Below are 25,472 nucleotides of genomic sequence, written 5' to 3'. Positions count from 1 at the left end.
GCGTCTTTCGAACGGCTGGCCGGTCTCAGGTCCGGCAGGTCCGGCGCGCGAACGCGCCGGACAATTGGACGGAGGGCTTAGTTGGTTACGACCGAGCCGTCTGTGTTGTATGTAGCGATACCTTCGCCAAACCATTTGACCAGCATCTCGTTGAGCGTGCCGTCTGCCTTCATGGAAGAAATCGCGTCATCGAACTTGCCGCGCAGTTCTGCGTCGCTCTCGCGCAAGCCCATGCCGATGCCACCGCCCAGCGGGACAAGATCGCCGACAAAGACCAGCTCGCCACCGGATTCCTCAACAATCGGGACCAGGAAGTCATAGTCAGCCAGCACAGCATCCGCTTCGCCATTGCGCACGGCGGCGATGGTTTCTTCGGGGGTTGCGAATTCGACCAGAGTCGCGCCGGATTCAGCAACGTGACCGGCCTGAATGGTTGCGGTCTGTGCAGCGACGATGCCACCTTTCGTGTCGGCGCCATCTGAAGCAGCTACGTAAGCTGAGGCGGTCGGCGGGTAGTAGTTCTGGGTGAAGTCGATAACCTCATCACGCTCGTCCGTGATCGACATGCCGGCGATGATGGTATCGTAGTTGCCCGAAACCAGGTTCGGAATGATCGAATCCCAGTCGTTCTTGACCCATTCGCATTCCAGACCAGCGCGCTTGCACAGCTCGTCACCGACTTCACGCTCGAAGCCGTCGATCTCACCAGCATCATTGATGAAGTTGTACGGAGGGTAGGCGCCTTCGGTGCCCATGCGCACGGTTTCGGCCATTGCGATACCGGCGGTCAACGCCAGCGCTGCGGTGGTCAGAATCAGGTTTTTCATGAGTTACTCCCCTTTATTGGTTCTGTCCGTTGGTTAAGCCGCCTGAGTGGCGGAGAGAAAGCCCTGAAGCCGTTCGGATTCAGGGGCAGTGAAAATGTCTTCGGCTGAACCCTCTTCTTCGATCAGGCCCTGATGCAGGAACACAACGTGGCTGGAGATATCCGCAGCCATCTTCATGTCATGGGTCACGATGATCATGGTGCGGCCTTCTGCGGCCAGATCCTTGATCACTTTGATCACTTCCTGTTCCAGTTCGGGATCGAGCGCTGAGGTCGGTTCGTCAAACAGCAGCGCCTGAGGTTCCATGCACAGCCCACGTGCGATTGCGGCGCGTTGTTGCTGTCCGCCCGATAGTTGCGCCGGATAAACGTCGCATTTGTCGCCGATGCCGACCTTCTCCAGATATTTGCGCGCGCTGTCTTCGACCTCGGCCTTGTCGCGGCCCATGACAGTGACTGGAGCCTCCATCACATTCTGCAGGATGGTCATATGGGCCCACAGATTGAACTGCTGGAACACCATCGACAGATTTGTGCGGATGCGCAACACCTGCTTTGGATCGGCGGGACGGCGATGATTGTGGCTGCCAGTCCAACGGACGGGCTCGCCTTTGAACAGAATCTCGCCCTCTTGGCTGTCTTCCAACAGATTGCAGCAGCGCAGCAGGGTAGACTTCCCCGAGCCGGATGATCCGATCAGTGACACGACGTCGCCGCGATGCGCGGTGATGTCCACGCCCTTGAGCACCTCGAGTTGGCCAAAGCTTTTGTGCAGGTTCTTGATCTCAATGACGGGAGCGGCGTCTGTCACGGGCAGTCCAGATATGATTGGTGTTGGTGCGGTAATAGGGCTGAAAAATCGGGCTAATGCAATGCGCAATTGACAAGTTCACGCAGCGAAATTGCCAAATCGGGCGGTCGCGCTGTCTAAACTGTCAGTTTGTTGGGGGCATTCTGTGACTCGATGCACCATTATCGACAGGTCAGCCAGATCAATCTCTTGATTGCGGCCCAGAGATTCAGGTCACAGGATTCCGGATCAACCGAGGTGATCCTAAGCGAAACCGAATTTATTGAACTGGCTTGATCCAATCACCAAAACTGTTTGAATTTGGGAATAATTCGTTTTGAGTTAAAGATTGAAATATACGAATTCAATTCACGTAAGGGGCTTCTTGTGATCGCGCTATTATTTGCATTGTTCGCCGGCACGATGGTGCTGGCATACTTTAAGCTGGTCAGAATTTCATACGCATTGTTCGTGCTGACGCTTTTGGCGAGTGCCTACTGGCTGAAGTTTCACGCCACGACCCCCTTAACGATTCAACTGTGAGGTCGTCCAATGTCACCTGAGTTTGCTCGTAACATGAATGCGATTGGTGCACTGGCGGTTTGCCTGGTTCTGGTGCTTGCCTTCTACTTTCAGCTTGTCCTTTACGAACTGCCCTGTCCGTTATGTTTGCTCCAACGCGTGGGATTCGTGGCCGTTGGGTTCGGGCTTGCTCTGAACCTGTTGTGGGGTACGCGCGCCAGAAACTATGGCATCGTGCTGGTGGCGGCGATCTTTGGGATCAGTGTTTCGATCCGGCAGATTCTGCTGCATATCGTGCCCGGAACAGGGCACTACGGCTCCCCGGTTCTGGGCCTACACTTCTATACCTGGGCGGGAGTTGCCTTTGGTTTGATCATCCTTGGCACCGCAATCATGCTGGTATTCGAGAAGCAGTATGATCTTGCGTCGGACGTTCGGGCAACCGAACGCTTCGGAGGAAGTACATTGGCCAAAACAGCGTTTTTCCTGATTTTGGCATTGGCCGTCGCGAACGCTGGTTCGGCGCTTTTGGAGTGTGGGCCCGGCATCTGTGACGATCCGCCGACAGACTACAAGTTTCTGAATGAGCTTGAAGGCAGCGATTCATAGCGCTGACAACGCCCAAAGGCTTGCCGGTTGATCAGACCTTCGCCGCCTTTTGTCTTGCAAGCGCCGAATCCACATCGCTCACGCCGAGCAGGCTGACGACAAGGCGTAGCAGAGAATCCTCTTCACCGCTGCGGTGCCCATCCGCCAGTGCGACCGACCACATGGCCTGCACAACGGCCAGGCGGTCGTCATAGGCGATGGCCTCTTTGATGGCGCGAGTAAAGCGGACGGTGTCGGGCGCCTCGGCCTCAAGGTCTTCGGCTCGGGCGCGCAGGGCTGCGGCCTCAAATGGCGACAGGCCGTAGCGTTCGGCCGAGATGCGGTCGATTCGGGCCATCTCGGTATCGGCATAGTCATTGTCGGACCGCGCGATACGCACCAACAGGGCGGTGAGGGCCAGACGGGCATCATCTTCGACAAGCGGGTCGGGCTGCGGCTGTGTGAGCCGGGACAGGAAATCACTGAACATAAGCGTTTATATAGAGATAGCCTAGGTCGCTTCCAAGCGGCTTTGTATCCGCTCGCGTGCCGCTTTGCTGTCGTTGAAGCTGAGGCCCATGGCAATGCGGGCTTCTTCGACGATCTTGACCTCGCCCTCGTCCGAGTTGCCATCGGCCAGCACGACCTCCCACAGGGCGTCAAGCGCGGCCAAGCGTTCCTGAAGATCGGTGGTTTCGCGGATCAGTTTGCCGAATGTATCTGTTTCCGGAGCAGCTGCGTGTAATTTTTCGCAGGTGGCGCGGACCTTGGCGGCCTCGATCGCATTGTGCTGGTAAAGTCGCGCAAGAATGCGGTCGATCAGGCTGATCTCTTCCAGCTTGTAGTCGCGGTCGGCCTGCGCGACACGTACCAGCAATGCCCCCAGGGCCAGTTCGGCATCAGGATCGGGCAGTTTGTCATGTTGCGGCGGCCGAAAGGCCTGGAAGAATTTTTTCAACATATCGGCAGGATATTCCGTAATTCGAGGCGCGCCAAGCGGTGCTAGCCATCATAGCCCTGAATAATCACAAGATCGCCGGTCGAAACCGGATCGCGCAAGGCCTTGGCGGCTTGATAGGCATCGCTTTCATAGCAGGCCAGCGCCTGTTCATAGCTGGGAAATTCGATGACAACTGTGCGGTCGCGAGCCTTGCCTTCGGGCTCGCTCCTCTCGCCGCCGCGTACAAGAAACTTGGCCCCGTAATCGGCGAATGGGGCCGCATTGGCAGCAATGTAAGATTTGTAGGTTTCAATGTCGTCTACATCGACATGGGCAACCCAGTATCCTTTGGCCACAAGGTGTCCTCCGCTGGTATCGGATGCAAGGTGCGGAGGAACAGGTTGAAATGCAATCCCCTAAAAGTGGATCATCCACCGGATTGCAGCGCGGCGCGCGCTGAATCCTGTAACCAAGCGGTCATTTGCCGATAGGGAACCGGGCCATAGCTGATCCGGGCCACGCCGAGTTTCGCCAGCGTCGGCGTGTCAGGCGTGCCGGGCAGGGCGATGATGTTGACCGGCAAGTCGGTGGCCGCGCAAAGCTGGCCGATCATGGATTCGTCTTTCAGGCCCGGCGCGAAGAACCCGCTGGCTCCGGCATCGGCGTAGGCTGCCGCGCGGGCCATGGCGTCATCCAGCATCGCTTGATCATGCGTGTCCGGAGCGGCTTTGAGGAAGATGTCAGTGCGGGCGTTGATGAAGGCGGGAACACCGGCCACGTCACAGCTTTCGCGCATCGCAGCGACACGTGCTGCCTGTGTTTCGATGTCATAAAGATCTTTAGTTCCAACGACCTGATCTTCGAAGTTAAAGCCGATTACTCCGGTTTCCAGCGCGCGTTTGACATTGGCCGATATGCCAAAAGTATCCTCGGCATAAGCGCCTTCGAGGTCCATGGTGACCGGTATATCAACCGCCTCGACAATGCGGCGAGCGTTGTCTAACGCCAACTCAAACGGGATGTTCTGGCCGTCCGAAAACCCCTGCGCCATCGCGACCGGAGCACTGCCAGTTGCCAGCGCTTTGGCCCCTGCATCGCGTACAGCGACGGCGCTGCCGGGGTCCCAAATGTTATAGAGGATGACCGGATCACCCTTCTTGTGCAGGGCGGCAAATGTTTCTGCTTGGGTAATCTGATCGGTCATGGCCGGTCTCCTGTCGCTGCTATGGCGGCAGTTAACCGTGCAAACCGCCGGCGCGTAAAGATATTTCGCGCCGACTGGTACAAATCTGTTATCGGCCCGTGATCAGACCAGACGCGAGGTGTCTTTCGCGGCGCGCACGAATTCGCGGAACAGGGGGTGCGGGTCGAAGGGTTTGGATTTCAGTTCCGGGTGATACTGAACACCAATAAACCATGGGTGATCCGACCATTCGACGATTTCCGGCAGGCGACCATCCGGGGACATGCCCGAGAAATTCAGGCCTGCCTTTTCCAGTTTGTCGCGGTACTTGATGTCGACCTCGTAGCGGTGACGGTGGCGTTCCTCAATCTGGGTGCCGCCATAGACTTCCGCGACCTTCGAGCCTTCGGCCAGAACCGCATTATAGGCGCCCAAACGCATGGTGCCGCCCTTGTCGTCTCCGACTTTGCGTTCGACCTTGTGGTTGCCCTGCACCCATTCTTTCAGGTGGTAAACAACGGGTTCAAAACGCTTTTTGCCAGCCTCGTGGTCAAATTCCTCGGACCCGGCTTCGGTGATTCCCGCCGCGTTGCGTGCGGCTTCGATCACGGCCATCTGCATGCCCAGACAGATGCCCAGATAGGGCACTTTGTGTTCACGCGCATATTGAGCGGCCTTGATCTTGCCTTCTGTCCCACGCTCGCCAAAGCCGCCGGGGACGAGGATGGCGTGGAAGCCTTCCAGATGAGGTGCGGCGTCTTCGTTGTCAAACACCTCGGCATCGACCCACTCGATCTTGACGCGGACGCGGTTGGCCATGCCGCCATGGGTCAGGGCCTCGGCAATTGACTTATAGGCATCTTCAAGCTGGGTGTATTTGCCGACGATGGCTACTTTCACTTCGCCTTCGGCGTTGTGGATGCGGTCGCTGACGTCTTCCCATTTGGCCAGATCGGGCTTGGGGGCCGGGCTGATCTGGAATGCGTCCAGAACCGCCTGATCCAGACCTTCACGGTGATAGGCCAGCGGGGCGTCGTAGATGGTGCTGAGGTCTTGTGCGGCAATCACGCTGTCGGGGCGGACGTTACAGAACAGGGCCAGCTTTTCGCGTTCTTTAGTTGGAATCGGTCCCTCGGACCGGCAAACCAGAATGTCAGGGGCTAGACCGATCGAGCGCAACTCTTTCACCGAATGCTGGGTTGGCTTGGTTTTCAACTCGCCAGAGGCTTTGATATAGGGCAGCAGCGTCAGGTGCATGAAGATACACTGACCGCGCGGCTTGTCCTGACTGAACTGGCGGATCGCTTCAAAGAAGGGCAGGCCCTCAATATCACCTACGGTGCCGCCGATTTCGCAGAGCATGAAATCAACCTCATCCTCGCCAATGGCGATGAAATCCTTGATTTCGTTGGTGACGTGCGGGATCACCTGAATGGTCTTGCCGAGGTAATCTCCACGGCGTTCTTTCTCCAGCACGTTGGAATAAATCCGCCCCGAGCTGACCGAGTCGGTCTTGCGTGCCGCCACACCGGTGAAGCGTTCGTAGTGGCCAAGGTCCAGATCGGTTTCAGCGCCGTCATCGGTGACGAATACTTCGCCATGTTCGAAGGGCGACATGGTGCCCGGATCGACGTTTAGATAGGGGTCCAGCTTGCGCAGACGCACCGAATATCCGCGGGCCTGCAACAGCGATCCCAACGCCGCCGAAGCCAGTCCTTTGCCCAAGGACGAAACCACACCACCAGTGATGAAAATAAAACGCGCCATGTTTTTCGGCTGCTCCCGTGAGACGTCATTATTAGCTGCCCGGCGGTTCAAAAAACCGCTGCATCACGGGACTTCACGTATAAAGGATTCGCGCACATAGCGCAAGAGAACCGCAAGATGCTGTTGCAGTTCCCTTATGAATTTCTAGGTTTTGTGGCTTAGTCGCCAGCCTGCGGGATCAGCGGAGCATTGTCGCCTTGCGCCGGCGGCAACAATTCATCTGCCGATGGGACTGCCGGAGCGCTTTCCTCAGCCGGGGCCGGGGCAGGCACGCCCAAACGGTCAATCACCGAGCTGCCAGAAGATTTCTGGGCCGCCAGAATCGTCAGCGTGATCGAGGTGACGATAAAGCACGCGGCTAGGATCCATGTCAGCTTGCCCAAAGCAGTCGCTGCCGCACGGCCCGTCATGGCCCCGCCGCCACCGCCACCCATCCCAAGGCCGCCGCCTTCGGAACGTTGCATCAGCACAACGACAATCAGGCCCAAGGCCAGAAGAAGGTGGATGATGAGAACGACGTTTTCCATGGTGGTCCTGTACAGCGTGGCGTGTATCGCGTGGTACTTATGCAAGTTTGCCAGCGGGGGCAAGTCACGAGTTGGCATCACGTGCGGTGATGTTTCATATCACACCAAAGAGACTGGACAGAGCGCTGTTCTGTCGCGCAGGCTGCGCCTCATGCCACATGATGATCACGACCACCCGCACGCCCTGTTGCCTCCCGAACCCGCGCTGCGCGTCAAAGCGCTTGAGACGATTCTGACCCGCAAGGGTCTGATTGATCCTGCAGCGCTGGATGAAATCATCGATACTTATCAGAACAAGATAGGTCCACAGAACGGCGCGCATGTTGTTGCCAAGGCTTGGAGTGATCCCGATTTCAGAGCCGCGCTGCTGGCGGACGCCACATCGGTCGTGGCCGATCTGGGGTTTTACGGTCGTCAGGGTGAGCATATGGTGGTCGTCGAGAACACGCCTGAACAGCACAACATGGTCGTCTGCACCTTGTGCAGCTGTTACCCGTGGCCGCTGCTAGGAATTCCACCCGGCTGGTACAAATCTGACGCTTACCGCGCCCGCGCCGTGCGAGAACCGCGCAAGGTCCTGTCTGAGTTTGGCGTTACCTTGCCCGAAGGCACTTCGGTCCGCGTTTGGGATTCGACGGCCGAAATTCGTTACCTCGTCCTGCCGATGCGCCCAGAGGGCACAGAAGGATTGAACGCGGACGAATTGGCGGCGCTGGTCACCCGCGACAGCATGATCGGCACTGGGCTACCCAAGGTGCCGTCCTGACGCGGGTCCATGATATGGGAGGGCGCTTTGGTGATGGTCCGGTGAACCCGGAACCCGAAGACGCGCCGGTGTTTGCCGAAGACTGGCACGGTCGGGCGCTGGCGGTAACGCTCGCTGCGGGGTTTCTGGGGCAATGGAATATCGATGTCTCACGTCACGCGCGGGAAAGGTTGTCTCCTACGGACTACGCGCGGTTTTCTTACTATGAGAAATGGATGTCTGGTCTGGCTGATCTTCTGGTCGAAAAGGGTGTCCTGACGCTTGATGATTTGCGCGGTGTTGACGGGGATGGTGTTCATCCTCTGACTGAGCGTACCCTGATGGCTGACGCCGTCGCAGGCGCTTTGGCCAAAGGTGGACCCGCAGATCGCCCGTCGAACGTCGAAGTTCGGTTTCAAGCCGAACAAGCAGTCCGAACCTTGGGCCAGAGCGCCAATCGACTGGTTGATGGCGGCCACACCCGGTTGCCGATCTATGCCGCGGGTGCAACGGGTCGCATCCTCAGGCTGCATGGCACTCATGTCCTGCCGGATTCCAACGCCCATGGGTTGGGTGAAGCCCCCGAGCCGCTATATGCGGTCGTGTTTCCCGCCTCAGAACTTTGGGCAAACCCCGAGCATCCGGCGGATGAAGTCGTGCTGGACCTCTGGCAGTCTTATTTGGAGCCCGCATGAGCGATTGTATCACTCACTCGGCCCCCGAGCCGATTTTTGCCGAGCCCTGGCACGCGCAGGTTTTTGCGGTCACAGTGGCCTTGAACGAAGCGGGCCGGTTTGATTGGCCGGACTGGGCGGAACGGTTTTCCAATACTTTGAAACGGAACGGCCTCAAAAAAGATCTGGATGGTGGGGACGATTACTTTCACGCTTGGTTGGAGACCTTGGAGGCGCTGCTGGCTGAGCAGGGGGAAGCGCCCACTGATGATGTCCAGGATCTTCGCAATGCATGGGAAGAGGCTTACCTGACAACACCCCACGGTCATCCCGTACACTTGCGCTAAAAGCAGAGGGGGCGCTGCCCCCGCCGCCCGCCCGGGCGACTCCCCCGAGGTACTTTTGGCCAGATGAAGCAGGGGATCCGCTCTTCATCTGGCCAAAATCACCTCCGCCGGAGGCATCGCGCGCAGCACGATTTGTGTCTGCGGCGAAATATCGGTTTCCCTGCCGTCTGTGCCCGGCTATATGAGCCGGGTTTGAATATTCAGCGCAAAAGGACCGGATATGGCCAACGTGGTTGTTGTCGGCGCCCAGTGGGGCGACGAAGGAAAAGGCAAGATCGTCGACTGGCTCAGTGAGCGAGCGGATGTGATCGCGCGTTTTCAGGGTGGACATAATGCCGGGCACACGCTGGTCATTGAGGGTGAGGTTTACAAACTGCATGCGCTACCTTCGGGCGTGGTACGCGGCGGAAAGCTGAGCGTGATCGGCAATGGGGTCGTCTTGGACCCTTGGCACCTGATCAAAGAGATCGGAACGATCCGCGCGCAGGGTGTCGATATCACGCCCGAGACGCTGATGATTGCCGAGAACACCCCGCTGATCCTGCCGTTCCATGGCGAGCTGGATCGTGCGCGCGAAAGCCAGAACTCGGTGGCCAAGATCGGCACGACCGGTCGCGGGATCGGTCCATGCTATGAAGACAAGGTTGGTCGGCGTGTGATCCGGGTGGCTGATCTGGCTGATGATGCGACGCTGGCGCTGCGGGTCGATCGGGCCTTGGTCCATCACAATGCGCTGCGCAATGGTTTGGGGCTTGAGCCGATTGACCGGGATGCGTTGATCGCGCAGCTGAAAGAGATCGCACCACAGATTCTGCCGTTTGCCGCGCCCGTATGGAAGGTGCTGAACGAGAAGCGCAAGGCAGGCAAGCGAATCCTGTTCGAAGGCGCACAGGGTGCGCTGCTGGATATCGATTTCGGGACCTATCCGTTTGTGACATCGTCGAATGTGATTGCAGGCCAGGCCTCGACAGGCGTTGGGATTGGGCCGGGTTCGATCGACTTCGTTTTGGGCATCGTCAAGGCGTACACGACCCGCGTGGGTGAGGGGCCTTTCCCAACCGAATTAGACGACGAAGATGGCCAACGCCTGGGCGAACGGGGGCATGAGTTCGGCACCACGACGGGGCGCAAACGCCGTTGTGGTTGGTTCGATGCCTGTCTGGTACGTCAAACCTGCGCGACCAGCGGCGTGAACGGCATCTCCCTGACCAAGCTGGATGTGTTGGACGGGTTCGAGACGCTGAAAATTTGTGTCGGGTATGAGCTGGATGGCGATCGTCTGGACTATCTGCCGACCGCCGCCGACCAGCAAGCACGTTGCACGCCGATTTACGAAGAGATGCCGGGCTGGAGCGAATCCACCGAAGGCGCGCGCAGTTGGGCAGACTTGCCTGCGAACGCGATCAAATACGTGCGCCGCGTCGAGGAATTGATCGAATGTCCGGTCGCCCTTTTGTCCACCAGCCCGGAGCGGGAGGACACCATTCTGGTGACCGACCCGTTTGCAGATTGATGAGCAGCAACGACAAACCCGGCCTCAGCTATAAGGCACGTCGGCGGTGGTCATTGGTGCTGCTGCTGATCGGGCTCCCCATCTATATCGTTGCGGTTGTGACAATCGTGAACTGGTTGGATCGCCCGCCGATCTGGCTGGAACTTCTGGTATATGTCGCGCTTGGCATTGTCTGGGCGTTGCCGTTCAAATTTGTCTTCCGCGGGGTGGGCAAAGAGGACCCGGATCAAGATCAAAGCTAAGCCGCCCGATTGTCTTGGTGTCTTCTGCGTGGCACGATGTTTGCGACTTTCTTTCGCGGCAACCAGAGGCAGATAGGGCATGAAAAACCGGGTATTAGCGGCGGTTACCACAACATGTATCGCGAGCAGCGCTCAGGCCGATGATTGGCGCTATACCATTGCGCCTTATTTCTGGGGGCCGGAATTCAGAACCTCACTGGACGTGGGACCAAACCCGCCGGTGAACGGGGATACCTCGATCTTCGACATTCTGAAGGGCGCGTTCCTGATCGCTGGTCAGGCCCGAAATGGGCGTTGGACCATTGGTGGTGAGTTCAATTATCTCAATTTGGGTGACGATGTCTCGGTCGGTCGGTTTGACGATGCAGCCAGTTGGGATCTTGAGGGCACGATGGTCTCACTGGCGGCCAGCTATGCGGTCTATCAGGATGATCGGTCACGGTTGGAAGCGTTGGCCGGGCTGCGCCATTGGGACCTGGATGTTTCGACCACCGTGCTGGATCGCACCTTCAGCACAGATCAAAGCTGGACCGACCCGTTGATCGGCGCACGCTATAACTACGCGCTGAATGATCGCTGGAGCCTCACAGCGATGGGCAATATCGGCGGCTTCGGTTATGGCTCGGAATTCCAGTGGGAGGCGCTGGTGCAGGCTAGTTGGAATTGGCGTGAGAATATCAACGTTGCGGGCGGGTATCGCCATCTGGATGTTGAGTTTGAAGACGGGCGCGATGTGATTGATCTGATCCTGACCGGCCCTTACGTGGCGCTGGCGTTCAACTTCTGAACTTGATTGGCTTTTTGGCTGCCAGCCACGGAACGAAAAAGGGCCAGAGTTTCCTCTGGCCCAATTTTGTCTTGAGGGGGTATTGGGGGGATCTTGGTGTCAGCCAGCGGCACGCTCGTCGTCGTTCGGGCGGAACCCGATTTGGGTTGAGGCGGCGAAACGGCCACCTCCGGCCTTTTCGATTTTGCCGTCCCGCAGCAACTGACCGAATGAGCGCAAGCTTTCTTCGCGGTTAAACGAGTCCTGCTTGAGCGAGCGAACTTTGTTCATCAGCTGTGGACGCGAGAACTGCTCCTGACCTTCGATGAAGGACAGATAAGCCGCGGCAGCTTCCAGCAGGTCGAGTAGTGATTGGGCACCCTGTTCTTGCGCAAAGGCTGCAAAACCACCTTCTTCATCTGCAGTTTCCTCGTCCGCCGAGGTGACACGGCGCGGTGTCACCGGGCCGGTGTCAGCCGTTTCGGTATCCACCCGCTGTTCAGCCACCAGTTTCAATGGTGCGGCAGCATCCGGGGTGGGGCGTTCACTGGTGACCTCGATCTCGGGTCGGCGTGGATTGACGACCGAGGCCAGATCACCGCGATAATCATCCTCGGGGGTCTGAGATTTGTCTGCGCCATCTTCGCGGTCTGCTTCGGTTGCAGCAACGGCAGTGCGCAGGTGAGAATATGTTTCGCGCTGGCTGCTGGTGGCAGGATCATCCATATGGGCGCCCGCTTCGTCCATCAGGCGCGAGACGTCCTGATCCAGACCCGTCATATCGGGCAGCTCAGCCGTCGTGTTTGCCGCCAGCTCGGTTTCTACCAGCGCCATTTCGTCAAGCAGCAGCGCCTCATCCTCGGCCGAGATGACGCCATGGGTGAGGCCGGTAAGATCCGGTGATGTTTCATCTTCGTCGGTGTCGTCCTGGCCATTCAGAATGTTTGACGGGCCTTCGTCTTCAGTTTCAGGGTCGTCGTCGAGGTCCGAGAACAACACGTCCTTGTCCGTGACATCGGCTGCCGGCTGTTCGGGCGCTTCGTCCTCGTCTTCAAGTTCGGCAGTGATCGCCGGTGAGATGATCGGGGCTGCTTCGACTTCGTCCTGCTTGATGGCGGCAGGCGCGAGTGGTTCTTCGTCCTGAACGGGCAGCTCAGCGATCGTTGCCATTTGCTCGGGTTCGGCAGGCTGTTCGACCTGCGGGGCCGTTGCCGGAGCGTCGTCCGTAGCAGTGTCTTCCAGATCGGCCGGGCTCAGCGCGCCGGACTCAAAAGCGGCAGAGATTGCATCGACCTTTGGCTTCACGGGCTGCAGATAGCTGACGTCTTCGTCTTCAGAGTATCCGGCAGGGGCAGCATCGGAATGCGAAACAACAGCCCGGATTCGCTGCAGCTTGGCTGCGATACTGTCAGCGGCGGGGGCATCTTCGGATTGCGGAGCAGACGGAGCAGGGGGAACAACATCCGCGACAGGCTGAACAGGTTCAGGTGTTGTGGCTGGCGCAATTGCAGCGGGGGTCGGTGCTGCAACCGGGGCGGTTTCCGTTGCGCGCAGCAACAGGCCGGTCTCGTTCTGGCTGGCTTCAACCTTCTGTGCGGCGTCCCGCTGTGCGATCCGGGTCAGCATCTCGGCGTCAGGCTGAGGAGGTTCCGATCCGAAGTATCGGTCATCCGCTGCAAGGTCCCGGAAATACTCGGCGATCGCCTTCATTGTTTCAAATGAATCGTCAAAGCCTTCGAGGGTGCACGAGAAGGTGCCGTATGAAACGGTGAGTACCTTGTTGTTCTGTACCATCAGACGCATGTCCTTTACAAACTACCAGGTCGATTACCAGACACAGCAGGGGCAACCGACTCGAAACTCTAGCCATGAAGCTATCATTTTGTGGTTTCATTATGTCCAAAACTGGAAATTATGGTCAATCTTGTGGAAAATGGGGCAATTGTTCGCTCTGGCGGGCCAATCGGGCTGTTTGGTGGGGGCGAAATCTATTCAGAGGATGTGAATCTGGTGCTAAATCGCGTCAATTCTGCCGTTGCGGCGGATGGCGGTGCGGCTGCGTTGATTGATTCGGGACGGATGCCGGACGCAGTGATCGGCGATTTGGACTCGATTACGGCAGAATATCTGGCCCGGATTCCCAAGGATCGGTTGTTCCAGATATCCGAGCAGAACAGCACCGATTTTGACAAGGCGCTGCGCAATATGGATGCGCCTGTGGTGCTGGCAGCAGGATTTCTGGGCGCGCGGGTGGATCATCAGTTGGTGGCGTTCAATACTCTGGTTCGGTTGCAGGATCGGCCTTGTGTCCTGTTGGGCGCACGAGAAATTGTCTTTCATGCGCCACCCAGGATCAGTCTGGAGCTCACAGCAGGAGACACGGTTTCATTGTTTCCGCTGCGGCGGGTGACCGGGCGCAGCGAGGGGCTGGAATGGCCGATTGATGATCTGGTGCTGGAGCCGGACCGGCAGGTCGGGACCTCAAACCGAGCGCTAGGCGCGCTAACGCTTGAGATCGATGGACCCGGATTGCTGACGATCCTGCCGCGCGCGGCGTTGGATCAGGTCATGCAGGCGTTTCAGTCGGTCCGGACCGAGCGTTGGCCCGCTCGTGCAGGATAACGTAAAGCCCGGCCGCGATGGTGATGCCGATGCCAAGCGCGGCCAGCCCGTTTGGCAGGTCGTGGAAAATCAACCAGCCGATCAGGGTGGCGACCGGAATCTCTAGATATTGCATCGGAGCCAGAGTTGCAGACGGCGCATAGCGCAGAGACCATGTCATAAGTAGATGCGCCACGGTGCCCAGCACACCGATCCCCAGCAGCAGCCAGAGCGTCTCGGCCGTGGGCATCGTCAGGGACATTGCGGGCAGGCCGATCTGGGAACCCAGCAGGACAATCGGAAGCAATAAGACGGTAGCCATGGCCCCCGATACCGCCTGCAGTGCAACCGGGTCTGTTTCCTTGGCGATCTGCCGCGTAACCAACATGAACAGGGCGAAGACCACCGCAACGATCAGGGGCAGCAAGGCGGGCGCGCCGACCTCAGCAAAGCTGGGCTGGATCACCAGCAAGGTGCCAATGAATCCCACGACACAGGCGATCAAACGACGGGGGCCGACCTGTTCGCCCAAAACATACTTGCCCAACAGCAGCATGATGAAAGGCATTACAAAGGCGATGGCCACGGTATCGGCCAGCGGCATATATTGCAGCGCTGTGAACATCGCTGCGATCCCAATGATGTGCAGAAGGGTGCGGATCATCGTCAGGCGCAAAACGCGCGGCGTCATCTTCCATGGCTTGCCGGTCATCGCGATCAGTGGGATCAAGATCATCGCCTGAACAGCAAACCGCACCAGTACCAGCAGTCCCAAAGCTGTGGTTTCACCCAACAGCTTTGCCATCCCGTCACCCAGCGGTGCGAGCACGCAAAAACCGAGCATCAATATGATGCCGAGAACGGGGCGATCCTGAGTCATGTGTGCGACGCTAGCGGTTTCGCGGCAGAGGGGGAAGCTCTGATCTCAGGTGTCGGGCAGGGGTTGGATTTTGGTGTAATCCGGGCCGATGCAGGTGGGCAGGCCGTCACCAAGCTGCAGCCAGCTTAGCTTTTCTTCGTGCGCGACATGCAGGGTCGGGGTCAGCGTCTCGGGATTTTCCAGCGTTGCCACATAAAGGTGCATCACATCCGACATCACGGTCGAGCGGAAGGAGATTGGCGTGCCGCAATGGGGGCAGAAACTGCGCTCGACTCCGGGGGAGGAGTTGAACCATTTTGGCTGTTCCCCGGTCCAGCGCCAATTGCCGTCGCGCACCCCGAAATAGGTGGTCATCGGGGCCGCGCATTGGCGACGGCAGCTGTCGCAATGGCAGGTGACACAGGACAGAACCGGAGGGTCAACCTCGTATCCAATCTTGCCGCACAGGCAATGTCCGCGCATGTCACCCCACTTGTTCTTGCTGTCAGATCAGCAGTTCGGCACGTTGACGGCCAACCCGCCCAAAGATGTTTCCTTGTATTTCTCGTGCATATCCTCGCCGGTCTGGCGCATGGTTTCAATGGCCGCGTCCAAAGGCATAAAGTGCTTGCCGTCGCCGCGAAGCGCCAGCGATGCGGCTGAAACGGCCTTGATCGCGCCCAATCCGTTACGCTCGATACACGGCACCTGCACAAGGCCCGCGACTGGGTCGCAGGTCATGCCAAGGTGATGTTCCAACGCGATCTCGGCGGCGTTCTCAACCTGCTCAGGCGTACCGCCCATCACGGCGCACATGCCTGCCGCAGCCATGGCTGACGCGCTGCCAACCTCGGCCTGACAGCCCGCTTCAGCGCCCGAGATCGAAGCGTTGAACTTGACCAGACCACCGATGGCGGCGGCGGTCAGCAGGAAATCCTCGACATGGCTTTCGGACGCGCCGGGCACGTGATCGAGGTAATAGCGCAGAACTGATGGCAGCACGCCTGCCGCGCCATTTGTAGGGGCGGTGACAACTTGCCCACCGGCTGCGTTTTCCTCGTTTACGGCCATGGCGTAGACGCTCATCCAGTCGTTGATCGTATGCGGGGCATTCAGGTTCATGCCGCGTTCCGCCAGCAGGGCATCGTGAATGCCTTTGGCGCGGCGGCGCACGCTGAGGCCGCCGGGTAGGATGCCATCCGTTTTTAGCCCACGCTCGATGCAGTCATTCATGACCTGCCAAAGACGCGCGGTGCCTTTGGCAAAGCTATCCGCGCAACCGCGCGCGATCTCATTTTCGCGCTTCATCTGAGCGATGCTTTTACCGTTGTCTTTGGCCATTTGCAGCATTTCGGCGGCGGATTTGAACGGGAAGGGCACAGGCGCACCTTCGTCAGTTGCCTTGCCTTCGGCCAATTCCTCTTCCGTGAGAACAAATCCTCCACCGATGGAGTAGTAGACCTGACGCAGGATGACATCGCCTTGTGCGTCAGTGGCCATCAGGATCATACCATTGGCATGACCGGGCAGATTGTTGTCGTAGTCGAAGATCAGATCGGCTTTGGGATCAAAGCTCAGCGTCGGCAGGCCTTCGGGTGTCACCGTATGGGATTCTGCGATAGCTGCCAGTGTGGCTTCGGCCTTGTCGTTGTCATAGGTGTCAGGCACAAACCCGGCGAGGCCGAGAATGGTAGCGCGGTCGGTGGCGTGGCCGACGCCGGTAAAGGCCAGCGAGCCGTGCAACGAGCCGCGCAGGCCCGAAAACTCGAACGGCGAGGCGCGCATCAGGTCAAGGAACCGTGCGGCGGCCACCATCGGACCCATGGTGTGGGAAGAAGATGGGCCGATGCCCACTTTGAACATATCGAAGACAGAGAGAAACATATCAGGTAGCTGAGCCTTCTGGAGGGTTGGCGTAGGTCGGCGAGGTGAAGGGAGTGACCCCCAGCCCCTCGGCGGCAATAGCTGCGCGGGTCGACGGGTTTGATTCTAGCTGCACCAGGATTTTTTGCAGATAAGGCGTGTCGGCGAGTTGATACCAGCTGCGGTCCGCCTTAGCGGGATAAAGCGCCATCCAGCGCATCATGCAGGCGACATATATCGTCAGGACTGAAGGGTGATCAGCACTGAACCAGTCGGGCGCTTTTTGGGCTTGAGCATCCAGCAGTTTCAGGTGCTGCCGCAGCCGCGGGTGGATGCCGGAGCGTAGTGTATCGGCTTGATCTGCCGCGATGTATTTTTCGGCATAGAACAGGATTCGCAGATCGGCATGCAGGGTATTCGAGGCGAAGAACAGCCACTTCAGGAATGCCGCCCGATCAGGGCTGACCTGTGTCGGGGCTAATTGCCCATGCGTATCAGCCAGCCACAGCAGGATTGCGGCGGTCTCGAAGATCGGACCCTGGGGCGTCTCCAGCACCGGGATCAGCCCGTTCGGATTCAACGCCCGATACGCCGCACTATTCTGTGCATCGCTGGCGCGATCGACCAGTATGGTCTCATAGGGTAGGCCCATCTCTTCCAGCGCCAGTCGGATCACCAGCGAGGCGTTGTCGGGGGCGTAGTGCAGGCGGTATGGCGATTCCATGGCGACTATCTAGGGGGTCTGGCGATCACAATAGAGGCTGATTGCGACGTTTCCTATCGGAAACGCGTATTTCAGCGACATGTTAGCACAGGTATGGCGTGTTTTGCCTCTCGCAGTTGCGCGGGGCATTCCGTATAAGTCTGGCAGTATTCTTGGGGGAAGCTGCCATGATCAGAGACTTGTCGCCCATCGACAAAGCGAAATACGTTGCTGCCTGTCGCGCCGCCGATCTTGTTCAGGACGGGATGCGTGTGGGATTGGGGACAGGCTCGACCGCCGCATGGTTGGTGCGCCGCCTGGGTGAACGGGTGCGCGATGGAGGGTTGAAAATCAAGGGCGTTCCGACATCGACCGCGACGGCGCAATTGGCGCGGGAAGAAGGGATCGAGGTCGTCTCGCTGGATCAGGCCGGCTGGTTGGACCTGACAATCGACGGCGCGGATGAGTTTGATGGCGAGTTCAACCTGATCAAGGGCGGTGGTGCTGCGCTGTTGCAGGAAAAGATTGTGGCCACAGCCAGCGATCAGATGGTGGTGATCGCGGATGCAGGCAAAGAGGTTGAGACGCTGGGCGCATTCCCTCTGCCGGTTGAGGTGATCCCGTTCGGCTGGCAGACCACCCGCACCCTGATTGAAGAAGCGCTGGACACAATGGATGTGCTGGGCACCTCGGTCACTTTGCGCATGAACGGTGAGGCGCCCAAGGTTACAGATGAGGGCAATCACATTCTGGACCTGCATCTCAAGCGGATCGGCAATGCCCGCCAATTGGCACTGGTAATGAATCAGATCCCGGGTGTGGTCGAAAATGGGCTGTTCATTGATATTTGCGACAAGGTTGTCATTGGTTATGGCGATGGCCGGGTCGAATTGCGTGATATCAATGAGGGTACAGTCCTGACCGATATGCTGGGTGACGGTGGGGACAACCTGTTTTCCGATCTGGCGGACTAAAGATCAGGCAAGTAGCGCGATAAACTGCAGAAGAAAAATCACTATTTCCCGCGCCAGGGGTTGGCAGTTCAGGATTTGCGCCCAGATATCCAGTGAATTTTGGCCACGCGGAATAAAAGGAACTCGTACATGAGCTTTGACTATGATCTGTTCGTCATCGGAGGCGGCTCGGGCGGAGTTCGCGCGGCACGGGTGGCGGCGGGTGAAAACGGCGCCAAGGTGGCTCTGGCGGAAGAGGATCGTTACGGCGGAACCTGCGTGATCCGTGGCTGTGTACCCAAGAAGCTGATGGTTTTCGCTAGCGAGTTCGCGGATACGGTCGGGGACGCGCAGGCTTATGGCTGGGACATGCAGCCGGGTGCGTTCAACTGGAACACTTTCAAAATTAAGCTGCACGCAGAGCTCGATCGGTTGGAAGGTATCTACCGCAATATCCTGAAGAACAATGGTGTCGAGAGTTTCGACCAGCGCGCCCATGTCGTTGATCCGCATACGGTGGAACTGGCTGATGGTACCCGCAAGACAGCCAAGCATATTCTTGTCGCAACGGGCGGTCGTCCGGTTGTACCCGAGTTCCCCGGATCTGATCTTGCGATCACCTCGAATGAGATTTTCCACCTGGAGGAACTGCCCGAATCCATGCTGATCGTTGGCGGTGGATATATCGCCTGTGAATTTGCCGGGATCATGAATGGGATGGGGGTCAAAACGACTCAGTTCTATCGCGGGGCGCAGATTCTGCGGGGCTTTGATGATGAGGCGCGCGGGCTGATCAGTGAAGAGATGTGCCAGAACGGGATCGACCTGCATCTGGGTACCAACGTGCTTGAGATGAAAAAGCAAGGCGACAAAATCTGGGTGAAGGCCACAAATGGCTCCGAGCAGCTATTCGACGTTGTGATGTATGCCACGGGTCGCGCGCCGAATGCGGATGATCTGGGGCTTGAGGCTTTGGGCGTCGCGCGCGGTCGCAAGGGTGAGATCATCGTGGATGAGTACAGCCAGACCGGCGTGCCCTCGATCTTTGCCATTGGCGATGTAACGGATCGGGTGAACCTGACCCCTGTGGCGATCCGCGAAGGCATGGCCTTTGTCGAGACCGTCTTTAAAGGCAATCCAACGCCCGTTGATCACGAACTGATCCCGACCGCGATCTTTACCCAGCCGGAAATGGGTACTGTGGGCCTCAGCGAGGAAGCGGCTGCGGAACAGGAACCGATTGAGGTTTATGCGACCTCATTCAAGCCCATGCAGAAGGCGTTTGCCGGAGGCACACAGCGCGTGCTGATGAAGCTGATCGTGTCGCAAGAGACGCGGAAAATACTCGGCTGTCACATCGTTGCGCCGGGCGCGGGTGAGATGATCCAACTTGCCGGAATTGCCGTAAAGATGGGTGCCACCAAAGAAGATTTCGACCGTACGGTTGCAGTTCATCCGGTGATGGCCGAAGAACTGGTGACAATGCGGCAACCTGTGCGCACGGCTTGATTTGCAAGCGCGCGCACACACGTTACAAGGGAACCCGTGATCACACGGTCCAACACAAGGGAAAAGATACATATGGCGGGCAACAGCGGCGGCCCCTGGGGGGGCGGAGGCTCATCCGGAGGCGGAGGAAATCGGGGTAACAACGGGGATGGGCGCAAGCCCCCCGAAGGTGACGGCCCGCAGATCCCCGAGATCGATGAGCTGATGAAAAAGGGCCAGGAACAGCTGCGCGTCCTGATGGGCGGTCGTGGCGGCGGTGGCCGTGGTACAAATGGTTCGGGCGGCGGCGGTGGCCCCGCGTTTACCAAAGGGACCGTTGCGATCGGTCTGTTGGTTGCGGCAGGTCTGTGGGGGCTAGCAAGCTTTTATACAGTCAAACCCGAAGAACAATCTGTAGAACTGTTTCTGGGTGAGTTCTCGGCTGTCGGAAATCCGGGTCTGAACTTTGCGCCTTGGCCGTTTGTGACCGCCGAGGTCATTCCGGTCACCCGCGAACAGAACGAAGACATGGGCGGTGCCCGTGGCAGCGACGATGGTCTGATGCTGACCGGCGACGAGAATGTGGTCGATATCGACTATCAGGTTGTCTGGAACATCAATGACCCGGCGAAATTCCTGTTCAACCTGCGTGATCCGCGCCAGACGATCCGCGCCGTGTCTGAATCGGCGATGCGTGAGATTATTGCCCAAAGCGAGCTGGCGCCGATCCTGAACCGGGATCGTGGTATCATTGCTGATCGCCTTCAGGAGCTGATTCAGGAGACAATGGACAGCTACGATTCGGGTGTGAACATCGTTCGTGTGAACTTTGACAAGGCTGACCCACCGCAGGACGTGATTGCCGCGTTCCGCGACGTTCAGGCCGCCGCGCAGGAGCGTGACAGGTTGCAGAACGTCGCTGACGCCTATGCCAACCGCGTTCTCGCTGAGGCGCGTGGTGAAGCCGCGCAGGTACTGGAAGAGGCTGAAGCTTATCGTGCCCAGCAGATCAACGGTGCACAGGGTGAAGCCAGCCGCTTTAGCGCGGTTTTGGAGGAGTATTCCAAAGCACCTGATGTGACCCGCAAACGTCTGTATCTGGAACGCATGGAGCAGGTGCTGGGTGACGTGGACAAGATCATTCTGGATGAAAACTCGACAGGATCGGGGCAGGGCGTCGTGCCTTATCTGCCGCTCAACGAGTTGCGCCGTAACCCTGCAGGGGAGAGCAACTGATGCGTAAGACAACGTTTATTCTGCCGATCATCTTTCTTGCGATTGTCGGTGTTCTGTCCTCGATCTTCATCGTGGACGAGCGTGAACGCGCTCTGGTTCTGCAATTTGGTCGCGTTGTTGCGGTTAAGGAAGATCCGGGGCTGGCATTCAAAATCCCGCTGATTCAGGAAGTGGTGCGGTATGACGACCGTATCCTGTCGATTGACGTTCAGCCGCTGGAAGTGACGCCTCTGGACGATCGTCGTCTGGTGGTCGATGCCTTCGCACGCTACCGGATTTCTGATCTGGAACAGTTCCGTCAGGCCGTTGGTGTCGGCGGTATCCCGGTTGCCGAGGATCGTCTGGACCGCATTCTGCGTGCCGAAACCCGCGAAGTACTGGGTTCGGTTTCGTCCCGTGACATCCTCAGCTCGGATCGTGCCGCACTGATGCTGCGTATCCGCAACAGCGCGATTGCACAGGCACGTGCGCTGGGCGTGAACGTAATCGACGTGCGTCTGAAGGCGACCGATCTGCCGCAGGCCAACCTTGAGGCAACGTTTGACCGGATGAAGGCAGAACGTGAACGTGAAGCGACCGACGAACGCGCCCGCGGTAACGAAGCCGCGCAGCGTGTGCGCGCGCAGGCCGACCGGACCGTGGTTGAACTGGTTTCCGACGCCAACCGTGAGGCCGAGATCATTCGCGGTGAGGCGGATGCCGAACGCAACGCGATCTTTGCCGAAGCCTACGGCGCCGATCCGGAATTCTTTGAATTCTACCGGTCGCTCACTGCTTACGAGAACGCTCTGCAAGGCAGCAACAGCTCGTTGATCCTGAGCCCGGACTCGGAGTTTTTCAACTACCTTGCTTCTCCGACCGGGCGTCGGGCACCGGCAGCTGCGGCCGCTGAGTGATGGGCATGATCCTTCTGGCCTTCGGGCTGGTACTGATTGTCGAGGGGCTGGCCTATGCGCTGGCCCCTTCGCTTATTGAACGCATGCTTGAGGCGCTGCGCGCGTTGCCGGAACAGGCGCGGCGGCTGGTCGGGCTGCTTTGTGTGGTCAGTGGGCTGGTGCTGCTGTGGGGCGCATATCAGGTCGGTTTTTGATGCGATGGTTTCACGCACCGGTGATTTCCCCGCGATCCCGAGTTGCGGGCCGGGACAAACTGACTACATTGGTTGCAAAGAAGGGCATCCGGGTGATGCCAACAGAGAATTAGTCAACAAGGAGACCCCAAGTGCAGGCTAAGGCGCGCAGTGTGTCCGTCCGACGGGACGATTTTGTTATGAAGATGCGGCTGATGTGGCTGACCTTGGTGGGGGTGCTGCTGGTTTTGGCTCAATCTGTGTCCGCGCAGGCGCGGGGTGATAGCCTGGCGCCGCTGGCTGAACAGATTAGCCCTGCGGTGGTCAATATCACCACGTCGACGCTGATCGAAGGCCAGACTGGCCCGCAAGGGATCGTGCCTGAGGGCTCACCATTCGAAGACTTTTTCCGAGAGTTTCAGGATCGCAATGGCGGGGACAATGAAAATCGTCCACGTCGCAGCAATGCGCTGGGCTCGGGCTTCGTGATCTCGGAAGACGGCTATATCGTCACCAACAATCACGTGATTGCCGAAGCCGATGAGATATTGGTCGAGTTTTTTCCCGGTGATGGCCAGCCCGCGAAAGATTTGGTTGCCAAGGTAATCGGCCGGGACGAAAAGACCGACATCGCGCTGCTGAAAGTCGAGGCGGAAGGGCCGCTGAAATACGTGCAGTTCGGTGACAGCGACATTGCCCGCGTGGGCGATTGGGTGATCGCGATGGGGAACCCGCTGGGGCAGGGCTTTTCGGTGTCAGCAGGGATTATCTCGGCCCGGAATCGGGCGCTGAGCGGGTCATATGATGACTACATCCAGACAGATGCTGCGATCAACCGGGGCAACTCGGGTGGGCCGCTGTTCAACATGAATGGCGAGGTGATCGGCGTAAATACGGCGATCCTGTCGCCCAATGGCGGCTCGATCGGGATTGGTTTCTCGATGGCTTCGAACGTGGTGATCAAGGTCGTTGATCAACTGCGTGAGTTCGGGGAGACCCGTCGTGGTTGGCTGGGCGTGCGCATTCAGGACGTGACCGAGGATATGGCCGAGGCGATGGGGCTGGACAAACCCGGAGGTGCGTTGATCAGCGATGTACCGGACGGCCCGGCAAAAGAAGCGGGCCTGCTGGCCGGAGACGTGATCATCAGCTTTGATGGCGTCGAGGTCGAGGATACACGCGGCCTTGTGCGGCAGGTGGGAGAGACCACCGTTGGCAAATCTGTGCGTGTGGTCGTGCACCGTGATGGAGGCACCCAGACCGTGCTGGTGACGCTGGGCCGCCGCGAAGACGCCGAACGTGCCGAGAATGGCGAAGAGCCGGAAGCCGAAACGCCGACGGAGGAAGACAAGGATATTCTTGGCCTGACCATCGCTCCGCTGGGGGATAGCCAGCGCGAGGAATTGGGTCTGGATGCCGATGCCGAAGGATTGTTGGTGACCAATGTTGATGAATCCTCGGAAGCCTTTGAAAAGGGTCTGCGCGCCGGTGATCTTATCACTGAGGCGGGGCAGCAGAAGGTGACTTCGATCACTGATCTGGAGACACGGATGGATGAGGCGCGTGAAGCAGGACGCAAATCTCTGTTGCTGCTGGTGCGGCGGGGCGGGGAACCCCGGTTCGTAGCGCTGAGCCTAGAATAATAAACTCAGCGAACAGATCTGAAATTAGAAGGTCGGGATATTTTCCCGGCCTTTTTCATACTTTGTAAAGAAAAAAGCCATATGCCGGGGAAGGCATATGGCTCTGTACAGGGAGAGGTCGGTGGACAGATATCGGGGATGATAAAACCGACCTCCTACGGTAACGGGATTGACCTTAGGGCAATCTTAAAGCTGCGTATGTGAAGCGGATCACATCTGTGCCGAAAATTTAGATTAAATCGGATTCGGCCAGTTGCCGCAGCGCGTCAAAGTCGTGGATCTGCAGCCCGCCGCGCGAAGCTTCGACGACATTGTCGCGTTTCCATGTCGAAATGGTCTTTGACACTGCCTCACGCGTCGCACCGACAAATTCGGCCAATTCGCTCTGCGAAAGCGTGATACGTGCCGTTGGGCTGTCCTGTTGTCCTGCCAGGTGCAAAAGCTTGCGCGCCAGTCGGATCGGCATCGGCAGGAATACCTGCTCGTTCAATTGAGCGCCCATATAACGCATGCGAAGACCGGCCAAGCGGATCAGATCCACCGCAAGGTCAGGATGTTCCCGGATCTGCGCCATCATGTCTTTCTGGCGAACGCGCAGGACTTTGGAGGGCTCAGCTGCTGTTACGGTTGCGGTGCGGGGACCGCTGTCGAACAACGCGATTTCCCCGAACACCTCACCTGGGCGCATCATGCTGAGAGACAGCTTGCGCCCGCTCGACGCAAGAAATGACACTTCGAGCGCACCGGAAAGAATGGCATAAAGCGCATCGCCTTCATCGTCCTGCTCGAACAGGACATCGCCCCGATCCAATGTGACTTCGGTGGCCTGGGCTGCCAGCATGGTGCGCAGCTCTTCAGAGGCTTCGGACAGGAATCCACTGTTGGGAAATGCCATCATTCGGGCGCTGATCTCCGGGGTTGAGTAGTGCGGGTGGTGACCCAACTTTTCACAGCTTCAAGCTTAAGCCAAGAAATTTTGTTAGCTTGTTACGCTTGGGCAAGAACAGTTATTGCTTGTCGGGATCATCCATATAGCTTTGCAGCAGGTTGAACTGCATCATCAGAAACGCCATCAAGGCAATGGGAAAGCCGAAGGTTTCGATCTTGACCCATAGGTCCGTTGACATCGTGCGCCAGACCAATTCATTGGCTGCGGCCAGTACTGCGAAACAGGCACACAGACGCCGGGTGAGGATCATCCAGCCCTCGTGCTGCATGGGTAGCATCTCGTCCAGAACATATGCCAGGTAGGATTTCCCCTGCAAAAGCCCGATCCCGAGGATGGCGGAAAAGAAGCCATAGACCAGCGTTGTTTTCATCTTGAAAAACCGCTCGTCATTAAACCACGCGGTGAGGCCGCCGAAGAAAATCACCATGAATGCGGTGAAAATCTGCATCCGGCTGAGTTTGCCCGTCAGGTACCAGAGGATGCCCATGGCGGCCAACATCAGCGGAACGAACAGGATGGTGGCGACGATGAACCCAGAATACTCGGTGCCGCCGATCACGAAATTGTCATCACGCAGGCGCAGGTAGATGAAGAAGAAAGCCAGTGGGGGGCCAAGTTCCAGTACCTGTTTGAGGAATGGGTTGATGTCTTTTTTCTCTGCCATGATTCCAACCTGCT

General features: G+C 58.3%; 30 protein-coding genes. 15 read left to right on the top strand and 15 right to left on the bottom strand.

All coding sequences use genetic code 11. The features are described from left to right. Positions 1 to 77: 77 nt before the first annotated feature. On the bottom strand, positions 78 to 827 hold the full coding sequence (locus tag ACR0NM_RS07590) for a transporter substrate-binding domain-containing protein (protein WP_170393598.1): 750 nt from the start codon (positions 825 to 827) through the stop codon (positions 78 to 80). Positions 828 to 860: 33 nt separating this feature from the next. After that, positions 861 to 1,637, bottom strand: coding sequence for an ABC transporter ATP-binding protein (locus ACR0NM_RS07585; RefSeq protein ID WP_170393596.1), 777 nt, complete (start codon positions 1,635 to 1,637; stop codon positions 861 to 863). A 366-nt stretch (positions 1,638 to 2,003) separates the two neighbouring features. On the opposite strand from ACR0NM_RS07585, the gene ACR0NM_RS07580 reads away from it, so the two are divergent. Further along, positions 2,004 to 2,159, top strand: coding sequence for a DUF5993 family protein (locus ACR0NM_RS07580; protein ID WP_223118239.1), 156 nt, complete (start codon positions 2,004 to 2,006; stop codon positions 2,157 to 2,159). 9 nt (positions 2,160 to 2,168) lie between these two features. Continuing rightward, entirely contained in the window at positions 2,169 to 2,747 is a 579-nt protein-coding gene (locus tag ACR0NM_RS07575) for a disulfide bond formation protein B (RefSeq protein WP_170393594.1), read from the top strand. Positions 2,748 to 2,778: 31 nt separating this feature from the next. Here the strand turns inward: ACR0NM_RS07575 and ACR0NM_RS07570 are convergent, their stop codons facing one another. The 6 genes from ACR0NM_RS07570 to secG form a co-directional block, all read right to left on the bottom strand. Further along, entirely contained in the window at positions 2,779 to 3,216 is a 438-nt protein-coding gene (locus tag ACR0NM_RS07570; RefSeq protein ID WP_170393592.1) for a tellurite resistance TerB family protein, read from the bottom strand. Positions 3,217 to 3,237: 21 nt separating this feature from the next. Then, positions 3,238 to 3,687 (bottom strand): tellurite resistance TerB family protein, encoded by a 450-nt coding sequence (locus tag ACR0NM_RS07565; RefSeq protein ID WP_170393590.1) that lies wholly within the window; start codon positions 3,685 to 3,687, stop codon positions 3,238 to 3,240. Positions 3,688 to 3,728: 41 nt separating this feature from the next. Next, positions 3,729 to 4,022 carry a DUF1330 domain-containing protein gene (locus ACR0NM_RS07560; protein ID WP_170801283.1) on the bottom strand — a complete coding sequence of 98 codons (294 nt, stop codon included), beginning with the start codon at positions 4,020 to 4,022 and terminating at the stop codon, positions 3,729 to 3,731. A 71-nt stretch (positions 4,023 to 4,093) separates the two neighbouring features. After that, complete coding sequence (locus ACR0NM_RS07555) at positions 4,094 to 4,870, bottom strand: isocitrate lyase/PEP mutase family protein (RefSeq protein WP_170393586.1); 777 nt, start codon at positions 4,868 to 4,870, stop codon at positions 4,094 to 4,096. A gap of 102 nt (positions 4,871 to 4,972) precedes the next feature. Beyond that, positions 4,973 to 6,616, bottom strand: coding sequence for a CTP synthase (locus tag ACR0NM_RS07550; RefSeq protein WP_170421030.1), 1,644 nt, complete (start codon positions 6,614 to 6,616; stop codon positions 4,973 to 4,975). A gap of 158 nt (positions 6,617 to 6,774) precedes the next feature. Further along, positions 6,775 to 7,143, bottom strand: a complete 369-nt coding sequence (secG, locus tag ACR0NM_RS07545; RefSeq protein WP_170422417.1) for a preprotein translocase subunit SecG — start codon at positions 7,141 to 7,143, stop codon at positions 6,775 to 6,777. A 151-nt stretch (positions 7,144 to 7,294) separates the two neighbouring features. Between secG and nthA the strand changes: the two genes are divergently transcribed. From nthA to ACR0NM_RS07515, 6 genes are all read left to right on the top strand, one after another. Continuing rightward, positions 7,295 to 7,909: a nitrile hydratase subunit alpha gene (gene nthA / locus ACR0NM_RS07540; RefSeq protein WP_170393582.1), complete on the top strand. Its 615-nt coding sequence runs from the start codon at positions 7,295 to 7,297 to the stop codon at positions 7,907 to 7,909. Beyond that, positions 7,906 to 8,583 (top strand): nitrile hydratase subunit beta, encoded by a 678-nt coding sequence (gene nthB, locus ACR0NM_RS07535; RefSeq protein WP_480613941.1) that lies wholly within the window; start codon positions 7,906 to 7,908, stop codon positions 8,581 to 8,583. The genes nthA and nthB overlap by 4 nt, the downstream gene beginning before the upstream one ends. Next, on the top strand, positions 8,580 to 8,909 hold the full coding sequence (locus tag ACR0NM_RS07530; protein WP_170393579.1) for a nitrile hydratase accessory protein: 330 nt from the start codon (positions 8,580 to 8,582) through the stop codon (positions 8,907 to 8,909). The genes nthB and ACR0NM_RS07530 overlap by 4 nt, the downstream gene beginning before the upstream one ends. A gap of 220 nt (positions 8,910 to 9,129) precedes the next feature. After that, positions 9,130 to 10,422 (top strand): adenylosuccinate synthase, encoded by a 1,293-nt coding sequence (locus ACR0NM_RS07525; protein WP_170393577.1) that lies wholly within the window; start codon positions 9,130 to 9,132, stop codon positions 10,420 to 10,422. Then, positions 10,422 to 10,664 (top strand): DUF2842 domain-containing protein, encoded by a 243-nt coding sequence (locus ACR0NM_RS07520; RefSeq protein ID WP_170393574.1) that lies wholly within the window; start codon positions 10,422 to 10,424, stop codon positions 10,662 to 10,664. Before ACR0NM_RS07525 ends, ACR0NM_RS07520 begins: the two co-directional genes overlap by 1 nt. A gap of 79 nt (positions 10,665 to 10,743) precedes the next feature. Continuing rightward, on the top strand, positions 10,744 to 11,451 hold the full coding sequence (locus ACR0NM_RS07515) for a porin family protein (RefSeq protein WP_170563396.1): 708 nt from the start codon (positions 10,744 to 10,746) through the stop codon (positions 11,449 to 11,451). Between the two features lie 99 nt (positions 11,452 to 11,550). On the opposite strand, the gene ACR0NM_RS07510 is transcribed toward ACR0NM_RS07515, so the two are convergent. Further along, positions 11,551 to 13,224, bottom strand: coding sequence for a hypothetical protein (locus ACR0NM_RS07510; RefSeq protein ID WP_480613859.1), 1,674 nt, complete (start codon positions 13,222 to 13,224; stop codon positions 11,551 to 11,553). 120 nt (positions 13,225 to 13,344) lie between these two features. Between ACR0NM_RS07510 and ACR0NM_RS07505 the strand changes: the two genes are divergently transcribed. Next, the gene (locus tag ACR0NM_RS07505) at positions 13,345 to 14,052 is read left to right on the top strand and encodes a thiamine diphosphokinase (RefSeq protein ID WP_480613857.1); all 708 of its coding nucleotides are present in this window, start codon (positions 13,345 to 13,347) and stop codon (positions 14,050 to 14,052) included. Here ACR0NM_RS07505 and ACR0NM_RS07500 read toward each other — a convergent pair. From ACR0NM_RS07500 to ACR0NM_RS07485, 4 genes are read right to left on the bottom strand one after another with little or no spacing between them, the layout of a single operon-like run. Then, a complete protein-coding gene (locus tag ACR0NM_RS07500) occupies positions 13,997 to 14,911 on the bottom strand; it encodes a DMT family transporter (protein WP_480613855.1) in 915 nt (304 codons plus the stop codon). The genes ACR0NM_RS07505 and ACR0NM_RS07500 overlap by 56 nt on opposite strands. A gap of 45 nt (positions 14,912 to 14,956) precedes the next feature. Then, entirely contained in the window at positions 14,957 to 15,373 is a 417-nt protein-coding gene (locus ACR0NM_RS07495; protein WP_480613853.1) for a GFA family protein, read from the bottom strand. A 27-nt stretch (positions 15,374 to 15,400) separates the two neighbouring features. Next, positions 15,401 to 16,774: an L-serine ammonia-lyase gene (locus ACR0NM_RS07490; RefSeq protein WP_170511074.1), complete on the bottom strand. Its 1,374-nt coding sequence runs from the start codon at positions 16,772 to 16,774 to the stop codon at positions 15,401 to 15,403. A 1-nt stretch (position 16,775) separates the two neighbouring features. Next, positions 16,776 to 17,477 (bottom strand): glutathione S-transferase family protein, encoded by a 702-nt coding sequence (locus ACR0NM_RS07485; RefSeq protein ID WP_480613851.1) that lies wholly within the window; start codon positions 17,475 to 17,477, stop codon positions 16,776 to 16,778. Positions 17,478 to 17,644: 167 nt separating this feature from the next. On the opposite strand from ACR0NM_RS07485, the gene rpiA reads away from it, so the two are divergent. The 6 genes from rpiA (at position 17,645) to ACR0NM_RS07455 (ending at position 23,845) form a co-directional block, all read left to right on the top strand. Beyond that, positions 17,645 to 18,430 (top strand): ribose-5-phosphate isomerase RpiA, encoded by a 786-nt coding sequence (gene rpiA / locus ACR0NM_RS07480; RefSeq protein WP_480613849.1) that lies wholly within the window; start codon positions 17,645 to 17,647, stop codon positions 18,428 to 18,430. A gap of 129 nt (positions 18,431 to 18,559) precedes the next feature. Then, a complete protein-coding gene (gor, locus tag ACR0NM_RS07475) occupies positions 18,560 to 19,918 on the top strand; it encodes a glutathione-disulfide reductase (protein WP_170626075.1) in 1,359 nt (452 codons plus the stop codon). A gap of 72 nt (positions 19,919 to 19,990) precedes the next feature. Next, positions 19,991 to 21,133 (top strand): FtsH protease activity modulator HflK, encoded by a 1,143-nt coding sequence (gene hflK / locus ACR0NM_RS07470; RefSeq protein ID WP_170393723.1) that lies wholly within the window; start codon positions 19,991 to 19,993, stop codon positions 21,131 to 21,133. Further along, positions 21,133 to 22,029 carry a protease modulator HflC gene (gene hflC / locus ACR0NM_RS07465; protein WP_170393556.1) on the top strand — a complete coding sequence of 299 codons (897 nt, stop codon included), beginning with the start codon at positions 21,133 to 21,135 and terminating at the stop codon, positions 22,027 to 22,029. Before hflK ends, hflC begins: the two co-directional genes overlap by 1 nt. Beyond that, on the top strand, positions 22,029 to 22,223 hold the full coding sequence (locus ACR0NM_RS07460) for a DUF2065 domain-containing protein (protein ID WP_170393554.1): 195 nt from the start codon (positions 22,029 to 22,031) through the stop codon (positions 22,221 to 22,223). The genes hflC and ACR0NM_RS07460 overlap by 1 nt, the downstream gene beginning before the upstream one ends. 179 nt (positions 22,224 to 22,402) lie before the next feature. Beyond that, positions 22,403 to 23,845: a Do family serine endopeptidase gene (locus ACR0NM_RS07455; protein WP_480503421.1), complete on the top strand. Its 1,443-nt coding sequence runs from the start codon at positions 22,403 to 22,405 to the stop codon at positions 23,843 to 23,845. A 229-nt stretch (positions 23,846 to 24,074) separates the two neighbouring features. Here ACR0NM_RS07455 and ACR0NM_RS07450 read toward each other — a convergent pair whose 3' ends face one another. Both ACR0NM_RS07450 and ACR0NM_RS07445 read right to left on the bottom strand, forming a co-directional pair. Next, entirely contained in the window at positions 24,075 to 24,743 is a 669-nt protein-coding gene (locus ACR0NM_RS07450; RefSeq protein WP_170393550.1) for a Crp/Fnr family transcriptional regulator, read from the bottom strand. Positions 24,744 to 24,852: 109 nt separating this feature from the next. Further along, positions 24,853 to 25,458: an inner membrane-spanning protein YciB gene (locus ACR0NM_RS07445; protein WP_170393548.1), complete on the bottom strand. Its 606-nt coding sequence runs from the start codon at positions 25,456 to 25,458 to the stop codon at positions 24,853 to 24,855. Positions 25,459 to 25,472: the final 14 nt, after the last annotated feature.

This window comes from Ruegeria sp. AF2 (assembly GCF_056542025.1).
The sequence above is the reverse complement of the archived record's forward strand: the minus strand, read 5'-3'. Positions and strand labels throughout refer to the sequence as shown.

Coding starts and splice junctions, on each gene's coding strand:
- ACR0NM_RS07590 (WP_170393598.1), bottom strand. CDS start 827: ATGAAAAACCTGATTCTGACCACCGCAGCGCTGGCGTTGACCGCCGGT.
- ACR0NM_RS07575 (WP_170393594.1), top strand. CDS start 2,169: ATGTCACCTGAGTTTGCTCGTAACATGAATGCGATTGGTGCACTGGCG.
- ACR0NM_RS07570 (WP_170393592.1), bottom strand. CDS start 3,216: ATGTTCAGTGATTTCCTGTCCCGGCTCACACAGCCGCAGCCCGACCCG.
- ACR0NM_RS07565 (WP_170393590.1), bottom strand. CDS start 3,687: ATGTTGAAAAAATTCTTCCAGGCCTTTCGGCCGCCGCAACATGACAAA.
- ACR0NM_RS07555 (WP_170393586.1), bottom strand. CDS start 4,870: ATGACCGATCAGATTACCCAAGCAGAAACATTTGCCGCCCTGCACAAG.
- ACR0NM_RS07550 (WP_170421030.1), bottom strand. CDS start 6,616: ATGGCGCGTTTTATTTTCATCACTGGTGGTGTGGTTTCGTCCTTGGGC.
- secG (WP_170422417.1), bottom strand. CDS start 7,143: ATGGAAAACGTCGTTCTCATCATCCACCTTCTTCTGGCCTTGGGCCTG.
- nthA (WP_170393582.1), top strand. CDS start 7,295: ATGCCACATGATGATCACGACCACCCGCACGCCCTGTTGCCTCCCGAA.
- ACR0NM_RS07530 (WP_170393579.1), top strand. CDS start 8,580: ATGAGCGATTGTATCACTCACTCGGCCCCCGAGCCGATTTTTGCCGAG.
- ACR0NM_RS07525 (WP_170393577.1), top strand. CDS start 9,130: ATGGCCAACGTGGTTGTTGTCGGCGCCCAGTGGGGCGACGAAGGAAAA.
- ACR0NM_RS07520 (WP_170393574.1), top strand. CDS start 10,422: ATGAGCAGCAACGACAAACCCGGCCTCAGCTATAAGGCACGTCGGCGG.
- ACR0NM_RS07515 (WP_170563396.1), top strand. CDS start 10,744: ATGAAAAACCGGGTATTAGCGGCGGTTACCACAACATGTATCGCGAGC.
- ACR0NM_RS07510 (WP_480613859.1), bottom strand. CDS start 13,224: ATGGTACAGAACAACAAGGTACTCACCGTTTCATACGGCACCTTCTCG.
- ACR0NM_RS07505 (WP_480613857.1), top strand. CDS start 13,345: ATGGTCAATCTTGTGGAAAATGGGGCAATTGTTCGCTCTGGCGGGCCA.
- ACR0NM_RS07500 (WP_480613855.1), bottom strand. CDS start 14,911: ATGACTCAGGATCGCCCCGTTCTCGGCATCATATTGATGCTCGGTTTT.
- ACR0NM_RS07495 (WP_480613853.1), bottom strand. CDS start 15,373: ATGCGCGGACATTGCCTGTGCGGCAAGATTGGATACGAGGTTGACCCT.
- ACR0NM_RS07490 (WP_170511074.1), bottom strand. CDS start 16,774: ATGTTTCTCTCTGTCTTCGATATGTTCAAAGTGGGCATCGGCCCATCT.
- ACR0NM_RS07485 (WP_480613851.1), bottom strand. CDS start 17,477: ATGGAATCGCCATACCGCCTGCACTACGCCCCCGACAACGCCTCGCTG.
- rpiA (WP_480613849.1), top strand. CDS start 17,645: ATGATCAGAGACTTGTCGCCCATCGACAAAGCGAAATACGTTGCTGCC.
- gor (WP_170626075.1), top strand. CDS start 18,560: ATGAGCTTTGACTATGATCTGTTCGTCATCGGAGGCGGCTCGGGCGGA.
- hflK (WP_170393723.1), top strand. CDS start 19,991: ATGGCGGGCAACAGCGGCGGCCCCTGGGGGGGCGGAGGCTCATCCGGA.
- hflC (WP_170393556.1), top strand. CDS start 21,133: ATGCGTAAGACAACGTTTATTCTGCCGATCATCTTTCTTGCGATTGTC.
- ACR0NM_RS07460 (WP_170393554.1), top strand. CDS start 22,029: ATGGGCATGATCCTTCTGGCCTTCGGGCTGGTACTGATTGTCGAGGGG.
- ACR0NM_RS07455 (WP_480503421.1), top strand. CDS start 22,403: ATGAAGATGCGGCTGATGTGGCTGACCTTGGTGGGGGTGCTGCTGGTT.
- ACR0NM_RS07450 (WP_170393550.1), bottom strand. CDS start 24,743: ATGATGGCATTTCCCAACAGTGGATTCCTGTCCGAAGCCTCTGAAGAG.
- ACR0NM_RS07445 (WP_170393548.1), bottom strand. CDS start 25,458: ATGGCAGAGAAAAAAGACATCAACCCATTCCTCAAACAGGTACTGGAA.